This is a genomic window from Microbacterium memoriense (assembly GCF_025398275.1).
Lineage (GTDB): Bacteria > Actinomycetota > Actinomycetes > Actinomycetales > Microbacteriaceae > Microbacterium > Microbacterium memoriense.
This window is the reverse complement of record NZ_JAODOR010000003.1, coordinates 180,704-194,420: the sequence shown is the minus strand read 5'-3', so window position 1 is coordinate 194,420 and position 13,717 is coordinate 180,704. Positions and strand designations below refer to the sequence as shown.

At 68.1% G+C, this 13,717-nt stretch carries 14 protein-coding genes and 2 tRNA genes; 11 read left to right on the top strand and 5 right to left on the bottom strand.

The window, feature by feature from the left end; genetic code table 11:
• Positions 1-107 precede the first annotated feature (107 nt).
• The 10 genes from N4R40_RS02580 to N4R40_RS02535 are packed head-to-tail and all read left to right on the top strand — an operon-like array spanning position 108 to position 10,033.
• Positions 108-1,355, top strand: a complete 1,248-nt coding sequence (locus tag N4R40_RS02580) for an amidohydrolase family protein (protein WP_261605802.1) — start codon at positions 108-110, stop codon at positions 1,353-1,355.
• Positions 1,352-2,089, top strand: a complete 738-nt coding sequence (locus tag N4R40_RS02575; RefSeq protein ID WP_261605801.1) for an ABC transporter ATP-binding protein — start codon at positions 1,352-1,354, stop codon at positions 2,087-2,089. Before N4R40_RS02580 ends, N4R40_RS02575 begins: the two co-directional genes overlap by 4 nt.
• Positions 2,089-2,901 carry an ABC transporter permease gene (locus N4R40_RS02570; protein ID WP_261605800.1) on the top strand — a complete coding sequence of 271 codons (813 nt, stop codon included), beginning with the start codon at positions 2,089-2,091 and terminating at the stop codon, positions 2,899-2,901. Before N4R40_RS02575 ends, N4R40_RS02570 begins: the two co-directional genes overlap by 1 nt.
• 58 nt (positions 2,902-2,959) lie before the next feature.
• Positions 2,960-4,135, top strand: a complete 1,176-nt coding sequence (locus tag N4R40_RS02565) for an ABC transporter substrate-binding protein (protein WP_261605799.1) — start codon at positions 2,960-2,962, stop codon at positions 4,133-4,135.
• Positions 4,136-4,174: 39 nt separating this feature from the next.
• On the top strand, positions 4,175-4,918 hold the full coding sequence (locus N4R40_RS02560) for an SDR family NAD(P)-dependent oxidoreductase (protein ID WP_261605798.1): 744 nt from the start codon (positions 4,175-4,177) through the stop codon (positions 4,916-4,918).
• Positions 4,919-4,959: 41 nt separating this feature from the next.
• Positions 4,960-6,294 carry an FAD-binding oxidoreductase gene (locus N4R40_RS02555; protein WP_261605797.1) on the top strand — a complete coding sequence of 445 codons (1,335 nt, stop codon included), beginning with the start codon at positions 4,960-4,962 and terminating at the stop codon, positions 6,292-6,294.
• On the top strand, positions 6,291-7,070 hold the full coding sequence (locus N4R40_RS02550) for a creatininase family protein (protein WP_261605796.1): 780 nt from the start codon (positions 6,291-6,293) through the stop codon (positions 7,068-7,070). Before N4R40_RS02555 ends, N4R40_RS02550 begins: the two co-directional genes overlap by 4 nt.
• On the top strand, positions 7,043-7,690 hold the full coding sequence (locus tag N4R40_RS02545) for a pyridoxamine 5'-phosphate oxidase family protein (protein ID WP_261605795.1): 648 nt from the start codon (positions 7,043-7,045) through the stop codon (positions 7,688-7,690). The genes N4R40_RS02550 and N4R40_RS02545 overlap by 28 nt, the downstream gene beginning before the upstream one ends.
• A complete protein-coding gene (locus N4R40_RS02540; RefSeq protein WP_261605794.1) occupies positions 7,659-8,714 on the top strand; it encodes a methylenetetrahydrofolate reductase C-terminal domain-containing protein in 1,056 nt (351 codons plus the stop codon). The genes N4R40_RS02545 and N4R40_RS02540 overlap by 32 nt, the downstream gene beginning before the upstream one ends.
• Positions 8,711-10,033 carry an amidohydrolase family protein gene (locus tag N4R40_RS02535; protein WP_261605793.1) on the top strand — a complete coding sequence of 441 codons (1,323 nt, stop codon included), beginning with the start codon at positions 8,711-8,713 and terminating at the stop codon, positions 10,031-10,033. The genes N4R40_RS02540 and N4R40_RS02535 overlap by 4 nt, the downstream gene beginning before the upstream one ends.
• Positions 10,034-10,051: 18 nt before the next feature.
• Here N4R40_RS02535 and N4R40_RS02530 read toward each other — a convergent pair.
• Together N4R40_RS02530 and N4R40_RS02525 are read right to left on the bottom strand one after the other, a co-directional pair.
• Positions 10,052-10,125: transfer RNA gene (locus N4R40_RS02530), tRNA-Ile, on the bottom strand.
• 13 nt (positions 10,126-10,138) lie between these two features.
• Positions 10,139-11,203, bottom strand: coding sequence for a DMT family transporter (locus tag N4R40_RS02525; RefSeq protein ID WP_261605835.1), 1,065 nt, complete (start codon positions 11,201-11,203; stop codon positions 10,139-10,141).
• Between the two features lie 45 nt (positions 11,204-11,248).
• Here N4R40_RS02525 and def point away from each other — a divergent pair, with 45 nt between their 5' ends.
• The gene (gene def / locus N4R40_RS02520; RefSeq protein ID WP_261605792.1) at positions 11,249-11,815 is read left to right on the top strand and encodes a peptide deformylase; all 567 of its coding nucleotides are present in this window, start codon (positions 11,249-11,251) and stop codon (positions 11,813-11,815) included.
• A 25-nt stretch (positions 11,816-11,840) separates the two neighbouring features.
• On the opposite strand, the gene N4R40_RS02515 is transcribed toward def, so the two are convergent.
• The 3 genes from N4R40_RS02515 to N4R40_RS02505 form a co-directional block, all read right to left on the bottom strand.
• Positions 11,841-12,668, bottom strand: coding sequence for a serine hydrolase (locus N4R40_RS02515; protein WP_261605791.1), 828 nt, complete (start codon positions 12,666-12,668; stop codon positions 11,841-11,843).
• 117 nt (positions 12,669-12,785) lie between these two features.
• Positions 12,786-12,858 (bottom strand) — tRNA-Asn (locus N4R40_RS02510).
• Positions 12,859-12,939: 81 nt separating this feature from the next.
• Positions 12,940-13,704 carry an ATP-binding cassette domain-containing protein gene (locus N4R40_RS02505; protein ID WP_261605790.1) on the bottom strand — a complete coding sequence of 255 codons (765 nt, stop codon included), beginning with the start codon at positions 13,702-13,704 and terminating at the stop codon, positions 12,940-12,942.
• Positions 13,705-13,717 lie beyond the last annotated feature (13 nt).

Genomic DNA, 13,717 nt, shown 5'->3' with positions numbered 1-13,717 from the left:
TGTCATCCGCTCGAAACACGCGACCCGTAGCTTCGCCGATGTTGAGGGTATCAACAATCATCCCGAGTCAGCACACCCGACTGACCGCGACACAACTCAGGAGCATCGTGCACCTTCCCCGTCCTCTGCGCACCCTTCGGCACGCCACGCTGCCGGACGGTACGCGTGCGGACGTCGTGCTCGACGGCGGGATCGTGGAACGCGTGTGGGCCGCCGGGACGGCGCCTGCGGCAGACGATGCGCAGGAACTGGACCTCGAGGGCTTCGTCCTCCTCACGGCCGCCGCCGATCCGCATGCCCACTTGGACAAGTCGCGGACCTGGGAGCAGATCTCACCGCCGTTCGGCGATCTGCCGACGGCCGTCGCCCAGTACGACGCCTATGCACACGCCGTCACGCGCGAATCGATCCGCGAGCGTGCTCGAGCGACGGCCCTCGACATGCTGGCTCACGGGGTCACCGCTGTGCGGTCGCACGTCAACATCCTCTCCGGCGACGAGCCCCTGCGCGGCGTGGACGCCCTCCTCGACGTGCGCGAGGACCTGCGCGGACTCATGGACATCGAACTGTGCACGCTCGGCGACGATCGAGTCAGCGAAGCCCAGCATGAAGAAGCCATCGCTCGAGGCGTCGACCTCATCGGCGGGGCGCCGCATCTGGCGGCCGACCCGGATGCCGAGCTCGACCGGCTGCTGAGCCTGGCCGAGCGGCTCGGGTGCGGAGTCGACATGCACACCGACGAGTCGCTCGACGGCCCCCTGACGATCGTGGCACTCGCCCGGCGCACGGGGGCCTGGACGCACGCTTCGGCATCCGCGGGTCATTGCTCACGACTCGGCACGCTGCCCCCCAACGAGCTCGCCCCCATCGTCGAGGCCATCCGCGCGGCCGACCTCGGTGTCATCGCCCTCCCGATCACGAACCTCTACTTGCAGGGCTGGGACACGCCGGTCTCGACACCGCGCGGGATCACGGCCGTGCGGGCGCTGCTCGACGCGGGCGTGCGACTCGGTGCCGGCGCAGACAACGTGCGCGATCCGTTCAATCCGCTCGGGCGGTGCGACCCGCTGGAGACGGTCGCGCTTCTCGTCACCGCGGCGCACCTGACGATCGACGAAGCCGTCTCGGTCGTCTCCGACGGTTCACGCTCGGTCATGCGTCTCCCCGCGGCGGGTGCCGTGCCCGGCGCACAGGCCGACTTCGTCGCGGTCAAGGGCGGGAGCCTCGCGGAAGTCGCCGCGTCCGCCGACCCCAATCGACACGTGTTGCACCGTGGGCGGCTCGTGTCGTCCACCGTTGCGACCGTGACCACCGCGGCCTGGTCCCGCGCAACCGAAAGGCAGGTGTCCGCGTGACCGACACACTCCTCGACTTCGCGAACGTCGAGATGACCTTCCCCAACGGCACCGTCGCACTTCGCGGGGTCGACCTCACCGTCAACCGGGGCGAGTTCGTCACCGTCGTCGGACCCTCGGGCTGCGGAAAGTCGACGCTGCTGCGCATCGCTTCGGGCCTCGAACACGCCAGCGACGGCACCGCGACGGTCGACACGAGCCGCATCGGCTACGTCTTCCAAGACGCGACGCTCCTGCCCTGGCGGGACGTTCAGGCCAACGTCGAACTGCTCGCCGAACTGAACTGGCAGACCAAGGCCGTGCGGTCGAAGAAGGCCGCCGAGACGATCGATCTCGTCGGGCTGAAGGGATTCGAGAAGCACTTGCCGCGACAGCTCTCCGGTGGCATGCGCATGCGCACGTCGCTCGCGAGGTCGCTGACGCTCGATCCCGAGCTGTTCCTCTTCGATGAACCGTTCGGTGCGCTCGATGAGATCACCCGGGAGCACTTGAACGACGAGCTGCTGCGCCTGTTCGTGAAGACGCAGTTCGCCGCGCTGTTCATCACGCACTCCGTGTCGGAAGCCGTCTACCTGTCCACGAAGGTCGTCGTCATGTCCGGGCGCCCCGGGCGCATCGTCGACACATTCGACGTGCCCTTCGACATGCCGCGCGATCCCGAGATCCGCTACACCGGCGCGTTCGCCGAGCTGGTCGGCAAGGTCTCGCACGCACTCCGAGAGGGGCACCACTGATGTCTGACGTCGACCGTTCCACGCCGCGCCGCCGCACGCCGCGCCGCGCCGCTCCCAGCCGCTGGGTGCCGCCGATCGTCCTGCTCGCGCTGATCATCGGGGTTGTCTACCTCGTCAATGTCCTACTCGGCACGCGCGGGTACCTCATGCCGCAGCCACACGTGATCTTCGCCGTCTACACGGATCCGAACAGCGGACCGGAGATCTTCGAGGCATTGTGGAACACGGCGCAGGTCGCGCTCGTGGGCCTCATCATCGCGATCGTGATCGGCGTTGTCTGGGCGATCGCGATGAACCTCGCGAAGTGGGTCGAGCGAACGACTTTCCCCTACGCGGTCATCCTCCAGTCGATTCCGATCCTCGCTGTCGTCCCGCTGATCGGGTTCTGGTTCGGCTACGACTTCATCGCCAGAACGATCGTGTGCGTCCTGATCGCGCTGTTCCCGATCGTGTCGAACACGCTGTTCGGCCTCCAATCGGTCGATCGCGCCGCGCGGGAGCTCTTCCAGCTGCAGAAGGCCAGCCGATGGATTGTCCTGAAGAAGCTCGAGCTTCCGACGGCACTGCCGGCGATGTTCGCGGGAATGCGGATCTCGGCGGGCCTGTCGATCGTCGGTGCCATCGTCGGCGACTTCTTCTTCCAGCGCGGCACACCCGGCATCGGCGCACTGATCGCGAAGTACCAGTCGCGCCTGCAGAGCCCGGAACTGTTCGCCTCGATCCTGGTGGCTTCGCTGTTCGGCGTGGTCATCTTCCTGTTCTTCGGCTGGCTCGCTCGTCGCGCCGTCGGCAAGTGGTACGACTTCGGCTGACCCGCTGAGCTCGTCCGTCAACGCACCACAGGGCACCATCCACATCACTAGGAGAATCATGCGAATTGCACGCAAGAGCGGCTACGCCGCGGCAGGCCTGGTCGTCGTGAGCGCGCTGACGCTCGCCGGCTGCTCGTCCTCGTCGCCCGAGCCCGCCGTGTCGTCCCCGTCCGGCGACCTCGAGATCGGCGCCGTGGACCTGGCCGCCGCCGGATGTCCCGCCGACATCCGCATCCAGACCGACTGGAACCCCGAGTCCGAGCACGGACACCTCTACGAGCTCGTCGGCGACGACTACACGGTCGACAGCGACGAGAAGTCGGTGACCGGCCCTCTCGTGACTTCCGGCGAATACACCGGGGTCGATGTGACGATCCTCTCCGGCGGTCCGGCCACCGGCTTCACGCAGCCCAACGCCCAGATGTACAACGACCCGTCGATCTTCCTGGCGTACGTCGGCACGGACGAGGCGATCGCGCACTCGGGCGACCTGCCGACCGTCGGCGTCTTCGCCCCGCTCCAGAAGGACCCGCAGATGCTCATGTGGGACCCCGAGACCTACCCCGATGTTGAGGGCATCGCCGATCTCGGCGCCGAGGGCGTCACGATTCGCGTCTTCCCGGGCGGCACCTACATCGACGCGTTCGTCGGCCAGGGCATCCTGTCCGCCGACCAGATCGACTCGACGTACGACGGCGCTCCCGCCGTGTTCGTCTCCGAGGGTGGCGCGATCGCGCAGCAGGGCTTCGCCTCCGCTGAGCCGTACATCTACGAGAACGAGGTCGAGCAGTGGGGCAAGCCGGTCGCCTACCAGCTGATCAACGACGCGGGCTACCCGAAGTACGCCGCCGTCCTCAGCGTGATCCCCGAGAACATCGACACGTACAGCGAGTGCCTCACGGCCCTCGTGCCGGTCCTCCAGCAGGCAACGGTCGACTTCTTCGCCGACCCGCAGTCGACGATCGATCTGGTCCTTGAGCTCGTCGAGGCGTACGACACCGGCTGGGTGTACAGCCAGGGCGTGGCCGAATTCTCGGTGGAGACGATGCTGAACGACGGCATCGCCGGCAACGACGCGAACGGTGAGATGGGCACGGTTGACCCCGAGCGCATGACCGAGCTGTTCGACCTCGTCACTCCGATCTACACCGAGCAGAGCCTGCCGGTGAAGGAAGGCGTGACCGTCGACGACATCTGGACCGACCAGTTCCTCGACTCGTCGATCAGCTTCTGATCCGCACGCCACCACCCGCACTCTAGACAGGCCCCTCCGATGACGACTCCCCGCACCCGCCTTCACGGCGCCAAGGCCATCGTCACCGGAGGGGTCGGCGGGATCGGCGCCGCGATCGTGCGCCGCTTGCTCGAGGAGGGCGCGGACGTGATCGTTCTCGACCTCCACACGGATGCCGCCGCCACCCGGGCGGCGAGCATCGGGGCGGCCTATCTCCCGGTCGACCTCGCCGACCCCGCGCAGACACGGAGTGTCGTCCAGGCGGCGATCGAGGCACTCGGCGGCGTCGATCTGCTCGTCAACGCCGCGGGTGTCTTCCGCGCTCTTGCGCTGCTCGACATCAATGACGCGGAGTGGGATCGCGTCCTGAACATCAACGCGCGAGCGACACTGACCACAATGCAAGCCGTCGCCCCCAGCATGATGGCGCAGGACCACGGCCGCATCGTCAACCTCGCCAGCATGGCCGCCAAGTCCGGTGGGGCGATGGAAGCCCACTATGCGGCATCCAAGTCGGCCGTCGTCGCGCTCACACGGGCGGCCGCGATCGAATGGGGCCCCCGGGGCGTGACGGTCAACGCGATCTGCCCCGGATATGTGCTCACCGAGATGGGCGCGGGAACGCGCACCGAGGAGCAGATCGCGCAGTGGACGCAGCGCTCCCCGCTCGGTCGGCTCGGCGAACCGGACGATGTCGCGGGCCTCGTGGCCTACCTCGCCACCGATGGCGGCTACATCACCGGACAAGCGCTGAACGTGACCGGCGGAATGGTCATGCACTAGCACCGCAGGCCGCAGTCACCACTCACGAGAGGAACACCCCCATGCCCAACGAGGTCATCGACCCCCAGGCGATCGGCGCTCTGGCGGCCGAACTGCGCGACCTGCTCGGCCCCGACGCCGTCAGTGATGAGCCAGAGGCGCTGGATCGCGCATCGATCGATGGATCGCACTTGTCCCCCGTCATCGCCGAGCAGCTTCCCTTGGGCCGCGCGCAGCTCGTGGTGATGCCCAGGAACGCCGAAGACATCGCGACGGCGGTCGCGGCGGCCGTGCGCCACGGTGTGCCGATCACCCCTCGAGGCAAAGGGACTGCCAACTATGGCCAGACCCTGCCGATGGCCGGTGGACTCGTGCTCGACACGACGAAGGCGCGACGCATTCTGGACGTGGGTGATGGCTGGCTGCGTGCCGAAGCCGGCGCCACGATGATCGCGATCGAGCAAGCGGCGAACCGTGCGGGCCAGCAAGTGCTGCAGTATCCGTCGACGGCGCAATCGACCGTCGGCGGCTTCGTCTCGGGCGGTTCCGGCGGCACCGGATCGATCGCGCACGGCATGATCCACACCGGCTTCGTGACGGCGCTCGACGTCGTCCACGCCGTCCCCGACGCGCAGCTCGTGCATCTGGAGGACGCGGCAACCGAGCCTTATCTGCACAAATACGGCACGGTGGGCGTCATCGCGACGGTGACCGTTCGGCTCGAGCCGCTGCAGGAGTGGCGGGCGTTCTTCGCCAGCTTCGATGACTTCCACGACCTGCTGGCCGTCATCCGCAGCTTCCCCGAGCTCTCTCCGACTCCGCGTCTGGTCTCGGGCGATCTGCCGACCCTCGCCGAAGCGCTCCCCCGCGATGCCGCCATCCCGGCCGGGCGCGCGAGCCTGCGGGCGATCCTCGACGCCGCGACGATCGACGCCGCCAGGGCACTCGTCGAAGAGGCAGGCGGACGCGTGGAAGATGTGCGCGAGGGCGCCCAGGCGTGCATCAAGCTCTCGATGACCAGCTACAACCACCCGATCGAATGGCTGCAGAAGGCCTACCCCGACACGTACTTCCACGTCGAGGTCTGGGGCGACGCAATCGTCGACCGCATCGACGACTTGCACGATGTGTATGAAGGCGGGATGCTGCACATCGAGGCGCAGCAGGGACGACCGATCGGCATGCTCGCGGGCGTGTATCGCGGTGCCGAGGCGGTGTATGCGGGGCTCCCCAAGATCGAGCAGCTCGGGGTCGGCTGGCACAATCCGCACCAGTGGTACGTCGACTACGAGCCGGCCGAGACGATCACCCTCGCCAGCGAAACCGATCCGCACGGGCTCTTGAACCCGGGCAAGCTTGTGCCGCCGGGCACCTTCCACACGGGGAGCCAGCTGTGAGCGTCCTGCGCTCGCGACGTTGGGGTGACCTCTCGGGTCCCGCCCTCACGGAGGCGCTGACGTCCTCGTCGATCCTGGTGTTGCCGGTCGGCGCAATCGAACACCACGGCGGGCATCTCCCGCTCTCGACGGATCTCGTGATGGCGGAAGAGATCGCCGCGCGCATCGTGGATGCCGCGACCCAGGCCGGTCACGACGCGTGGCTTCTGCCAGCGCTCGGCGTGACGAAGTCGGACGAACACGCGTGGGCGCCCGGGACCCTGTGGCTCTCCGGAGAGACGTTCGCACGAGTCCTCGTCGACCTCGGCCGCTCGATCGCTGCGACTCCGGCACGCACCGTGCTCTTCTACAACGGGCACGGGGGCAATATCGCCCCGCTCAACGTGGCGCTGCGTGAGTTGCGGCGCCAGTTCGGCTTGAACACCTTCCTCGACGGCGTGCGAGTCCCGGCTGGCCCCGATGAGCGCGGCTTCGGGATTCACGGCGGGCACGGTGAGACGTCGCTGCTCATGCACCTGCGGCCCGACCTGGTCGATACGACCGCTGCGACTCGTGCCGTCCCCGACGCACTCGCGGGCTTCGAGCGCATCGGCTTCGCCGCGAGCCCCGTGCAGTTCGGCTGGTGCTCGGACGACTTCGCGTCGGGTGGAGTGATCGGCGACCCGACGACGGCGACCGCAGCGGAAGGTGCCGCGTTGGCGGCGCGGCTGGTCGAGGACGGCGTCGCCACAATCGACGAGATCTCGAGATGGCCGATCGGCCCCAGGGCGGTATGACCATGCACGGTGAACTCTCTGCCGACGAATGGGCCGACCTCCCGGACGACCCGTCGCGGCTCCTGTCCGTCTGGCTACCCGCGAACGACGACCCCGCGCGCCCACTCATGACGCTCGCGACGCTCGATGAGAACGGGGCGCCCGATGCCCGGTCGCTGCTGCTGTCGGAGTGGGATGCCGAGGGCTTCTACTGGCACACCGACGCACGATCGCGCAAGGTCGCCCAGGTCACGCGGTCTGCTCTCGTCGCGCTGTGCATTCCGCTTCTCGGTACGCCGACCCCCGACTCGCGCCACCAGCTCGTCGTGCAAGGGCGCGCTGAACCGGCATCCGCAGACGAACAGCGGCGGGCCTACGCGGCACGCCCGCCCTATCTGCAACAGCTTGCGTGGCAGAACACACCCGAGTTCGCGGCCCTTCCCCAGCCGGAGCGGGTCGCCGCGTGGGCCGACTTTGCAAGCGCCCAGGAGGCAAGCTTCGTTCCCCCACCCTCGTGGGTCGGCTACCTCGTGCGCCCCGACCGGCTGACCTTCTGGTTCGGCAGTGACGACACCGCGAGCAGGCGCGTCGAATACACCCGTCGCGCCGATGGTTGGGAGAGGCGCTTCCTTGCCGGTTGACAGCAGCTCGTCGTGCCCGAAGCACATGACCTATGGGCCATGCGGCGGCGTCGGGTTCGACGGATCGTGTGAGATCGACGCTGCGACGCGCTGCGCCTTCGTCGATATCGACACGGTGGGGTGGCGCAGGCCACCCGCCCCGACGGTCGTTCAGTCACCGTCAGCCGGGTCCGAGCGCGTCCGCGCACTGCTCGGTGAGCGGCCTCTCGTCGTCGCGGACTTTCCGGCGCGTGCGGTCGACGCGCGCTCGCTCGAGGAGTGCGTCGCGGCCATGGCTGGGCCAGTCGACGCCGTCCTCTCCGGCGATGCGGGGCCCGCGCGCGTGCAGTTCGCACCGAGCTATCGCGCCCGCTTGATCGCCGACGCGGACATGCTGCCCTTCATCGGGCTGAACTGTCGAGACCGCAACCGGGTGGCGCTCGAAGGCGAGCTTGCCGGGCTCGCGCATGCCGGAGCCGGTGTCGTTCATTGCATCACGGGCGACCACACCCATACCGGTTCACGTCCCGATGCCATGCCGGTGTTCGATCTCGACGCGACCGAGCTCACCGCTCTGGCCCGTGCCGCGGGGCATCTTGTGTCTGTTGCGGAATCGCCCACCACTCCGCCGGTCGATCGACGGGCTGCTCGCCTCCGCGAAAAGGAGAAGGCGGGCGCAGAGTTGTGCTTTGTCAATCACTGCGGCGGCGCCGAACCCGTGGCGCGCTTCATTGCACAGGCGCGGATGCTGGGGAGCACCTCCGGCTTCCTCCCGTGCGTGCCGGTCGTGCTCGACGAGGGGTCTGCGCACCTGCTCCGCACTTTCACGACCCTCGTGTTGCCACCCGGCTATCTCGAGAGCATTCTCAGCGCGGCGGATCCCCGCGAAGCAGGTATCGCCGCCGCCGTCTCACTCTCCCTGGCCATGCTTCAGATCGAGGGGGTCGTCGGGGTCGATCTGTCCGGCGGCGCGGCCCCCGGGCGTGAGACCGAACATGCGCAGAGTCTCGCCGAGATCGCGCACCGTCTGAAGGAGGAACTGTGAGCTCGACCGGCTATCGATTCACGGGTGCCGTCGCCATCGTGATCGGCGGGGGTGTTGAGCTCGCAGCCGGCGCCGAGCTGATTATTCGCGACGGAGTCGTCCACGAGCACGCACGCGGCGACGAGATCGAGATCGACGCCACCGGCTGCGTCCTCACCCCGGGGCTGATCAACGCGCACCATCACTTGCTGCAAAGCGCGTTCCGGACACTCCCCGGCACGCGGAGCGTCCCCATGGCCACCTGGCTGCCGACAATGGCCGCGGCATATTCGCGTATCGGAGTCGACGCAGAGCTCGCGCGGGCCGCGGCATCCGTCGGCGTAGCCGAGGGCCTGCTCGCGGGCGTGACGACCGTCGCCGATCATCACCTCACGTGGCCGGCCGGAGCCGACAGCCTCGCACTCGCGACCGCGACCGCGGATGCCGCGGAACAGCTCGGCGGGCGCCTGGTGTTCGTGCGCGGCGCCGCGCGCGACGATCCGCAGGAAGCGGCGGCCAGCGCCGAGGCGATCGCGAGCGCATGGTTGTCTGATTCGGATGTCAGCGGCGTGACCCGTGGCGGGATGCTGCAGCTGGCCGTTGGCCCCGCTGGCGTGCATTCCGATCCGGCCGAGACGTTTGCTCTGCTCGGCGAGGTCGCCGCACAGCACGGCCTTCGGCGCCGCACTCAAGCCAACGAACAGGTGGATGTCACGGTCGCCCAAGAGCGCTTCGGCCGCCGCCCCTTGGACCTGCTCGACGAATGGGGTTGGCTTGCCCCCGACGTCACACTCGCCCATCTGTGCGGGGTCACCGCAGACGAGATCGCACGGATTGCGGCTCGCGGCGCCTCGGCAACGCACGCGCCCGGCTGCGATGTGCCGATGGGCTGGGGAGTCGCGCCCGTCGCCGATCTGCAGGCAGCGGGCGTCGCTGTCGGGCTCGGCACGAGCGGAGGCGGCTCCAACGATGCCGGACACCTGTGGGCAGACGCGCGCCTGGCGATGCAGGTGTCGGGCCTCATCGGCCCCGCTCTGTCGGCGCGCTCGGTACTCGCGATGGCGACGGAAGAATCTGCCCGAGGCCTCGGCCGGAGCGAACTCGGACACCTGCGCCCCGGTGCGGCCGCTGACGTGTGCATCTGGGATGTCTCGGGCGTCGCCGACGCGGGCGTCGCCGACCCGGTTGCGGGCCTGCTGTGGGCCTCGCCCGGGCGCCGCCCCCGTGACGTGTTCGTGGCCGGCACAGCCGTGGTGCGCGATGGCGCTCTTGTCACCGCGGATTCGGCACACATCGGCGATGGCTTGCGCCGACTTCTCGCGCAACGCGGTCAGGAGTGACCAGCAGCGCGATCCTCGTAGGGCGGGTGGGACTTGAACCCACGATCGTCGGGTTATGAGCCCGCTGCCTTGACCAGCTTGGCCACCGCCCCCTGTCCTTCGACTTTACCGGGGTGAACGACCGTCACGATCGCGCGTCGGCGGATCGGGCCAGACCCTCGATACCGCTTCGGTGATGCGGATCGATCCGGTGGAGGGCTGCCCGTCGCTACCGCGCTGAATCGGGATCTCCTGGCTGTCGCTGACGATCTGCGGGTGATAGCGCGCGAGCTGAAAGACGCCCGCGATCGCGAGAAGCCCAGCGAACCCGAACCCGACGAAAGCTCCCCACGGAGCCGTGGCGGCCTCCTGCAGAACGGCGAGCCCGATGATGATCGCCACGATCGGATCGATCACGGTGAGCCCCGCGATGACGAGGTCGGGCGGGCCGGACGCATAGGCGGTCTGAACGAAGTACGCGCCGACCGCAGTGCCGGCGATGAGGGCGACGACACACACCACGGTGAGCCACTCGAAGTCACCCGATTGGATGCGGCTGATCACGACCTTCGCGAGCGTCGCGACGAAGCCGTAGATGATGCCGGCGCCGACGATGTAGAACAGGGCGTTCGCGCGGCGACGCAGCCAGAACCACAGCGAGCCCAAAGCGACCACGACAACGGCGAGGATCACGAGAATCGTCACGAGTTGCGCGTCGCTGACCGGCGTCTCCGTGGCATAGATCGCGGCGATCGTCACGAACAGGAAAATGCCGCCCACGCACAGCGCAATCGCGCTGATCGAACGCTTCGTGGGCGTATGACCGCTGATGCGTGCATTCAGCAACGTCGTGATCACGAGCGAGATCGCCCCGAGCGGCTGGACGAGGATAAGCGGAGCGAACGACAGCGCGGCCAACTGGCACACGATCGCGAGGCCCAGCATGACGGTCCCGGCCACCCAGGACGGTCGCCGCAACAGGTTGACGAGTTGCGCGCCGGTCAGCCCGTTGCCACCGTTGACCTGCGTGAGGCGTTCGACTTTCTGCACTCCGCGATGCTGATACTGCGCACCGAACGACATGAAAACGGCACCGAGAAGAGCCAGCGGGATGCCGATGAGGATCTTGGGATCGTCGAAGACGCCGACCAGTTGATCGGTGACATCTCCGATTGTCGAGGCGGCATCCATCACCCCTCGACACTAACGGCCGAAGGCGATCGGTAGGCTCAGGACGTGGCTGTTCTTCCGATTCGCATCATGGGCGACCCCGCCCTTCACTCCCCCGCTGCACCCGTCGAGGCGATCACCGACGAGGTGCGCGAGCTCGTCGCCGACATGTTCGACACGATGGATGCCGCCCCCGGTGTGGGCCTGGCGGCCCCCCAGGTCGGCGTATCGCTGCGGATCTTCACCTACACCTACGCGGACGACGACGGCGCTCCGTGGCGTGGCGTGATCATCAACCCCGAACTGTGGATGCGGCCTCTCGAGCCGGGTGCTCCCGATCCCGATGAAGAATCGGAAGGATGCTTGTCTTTCCCCGGCGAGCGATTTGCGTTGCGCCGCTCCGATGAAGTTCTCGTGACCGGGACCGACCTCGACGGCAATCCGGTGCGCATTGAGGTGGACGGCTGGCGTGCGCGGATCATGCAGCACGAGTTCGATCACCTCGACGGCATCCTTTATCTCGACCGGCTCGACGACAGCGATTGGAAGACCGTGCAGAAGCTCGCGCGCAAACGCGGGTGGGGTAAGCCGGGCCAAGCCTGGACTCCGGGCATCGACGACCTCGACGCGTAGCGTCCGCCGTCGGGCCGGCGCTCACTCAGTCGACGTGCGTTCGCAGCGTCTGACCCAGCAGACCCATCGCCGCGAGGACGTCCTCGCGCAGCGAGGGATCGGCTTCGTCGGTCCAGCTGGCAATCGCCGCATACGCGAGGCTCCGCGCGGGGCCAGCGACGACTCCGACGTCCACGCGGATCCCGAGGTCGGTTCCGGTCTTGTTGGCCAGACGGTAACCGCGGTCGGATTCGCGGTGTGAAAGCGGATCGAGTCCGAACGCGCCGCCCACCATGCTGAGGTCGAGTCCCTCGCTCAGCCACCCGCGAACGCGCGCCGAAACCGCGGGGCGAAGGCCCGAGTCGGTCCACAACCGCACCAGAGCATCGGTGTAGCCGCGCGCAGAACCTGAACTCAGCGTCGCCGGGTCCTGTGCCGTACGAACGTCGCGAACGATGTCGTGGAGGTCGACATCGGAGACGCCACGCTCCGCGGCCATCGCGCGGATACGCTCGACGCCGCCGAGCCGCATGAGGAGGACGTTCGTCGCCCAATTGTCAGATGCTGCGCCGACAAGAAGAGCCACGTCGGCGGCTGGGAGCGTGTCTGCGGCGAGCGACTGCCAGATGCCTGAGTCAGCCACGGGCGTCACGACCGAGCGGGAAAGCGGTTCGGCAGGATCCAGCTCACCGCTTTCCATCGCGGATGCCGCGGCCACGAGCACAAGGATCTTGGCGGCGCTCGCGGTCGGCAGTACCCGGTCGGGATTATGCTCGAAAATCGCCGCGTCGGGCTCGTCGAGGGGCGTGACGCGGATGCTCCAGCGCACTCCGCGGTGCTCGAGCGCGTGCACGGCGGCGATCACATCACTCATGCGGTCGTTGCCGCTTCGCTGTGCCCACGGTCCGATTCTGTCAGCGAATCCGAAGCGATGATCACGCGATGGTGGGGAAATGAAGAAGGGCCCCGGAGTGGAGTCCAGGGCCCTTCGCTCCCCGGCTTGGACTCGAACCAAGAACCTGCCGGTTAACAGCCGGCTGCTCTGCCAATTGAGCTACCGAGGATCAGTCACCCGCGAGCGGGCAACCAGATCATCCTAGCAAAGCTCGAGAGGTCCGCGCGACGCGAGGCGCACGTCGCGCGTGTCACGAGGCGAGACGATCCCGACCATCCGGCGTCCACAGCAGCTCTCCCGCGCCGTGTCCGTAGCCGACCGTGTTCCCGCCGTGCAGAACCAGGACATCGCCGTCGAGTTCTCGTACCGCTTCGGGATCGTTGGTGACGATGAGCAGCGCCATCCCGTCGGCATCGCGACGACGCAGCAGCGCGTCACGTGCGGCGCGGCGCACTTCGAGATCGAGGTTGGCGTACGGGTCGTCGCCGACGAACAGTCGCGGCTGCAAGACCAGGGCCCGGGCGAGGGCGACACGCTGCCGCATTCCGGAGCTGAGCTCGTAGGGGTATTTGGCGGCCGCACCGAGCGGCAGTTCCAGTTCGTCGAGGAGACCGGCGACACGGATCGCGAGCGCGCGGGAGTTGACCCGGCGATCACGAGCCGTGATGGGCTCGCCGATGACTTCCGAGACGGTCAAGCGCGCGGGAAGGTTCGACCCGGCGCCCTGGGCGAGATAACCCGTGACATAGCCCCGCACGCGGAGTTTGCGACCACCGCGGCGCACCGAGATTCCTTCGACCGTGGCATCGCCGCCGGCGACGGTGAGCGAATCTTGCCGGATGCCGGAGAGGATCGCGGCCAGGCTCGATTTGCCGGCTCCGGTCGGGCCCATGAGCGCCAGCGCCCCGGCGCGCGGGAGCGTGAACGTCGCGCCGTCGACGACACGCACTCCCCCGCGGGCGAGAGACAGGTCGGTCGCGCGGATCACGGGTGCGTCATCGGCGAGGCGGGGCATGCGCTTCATCCTG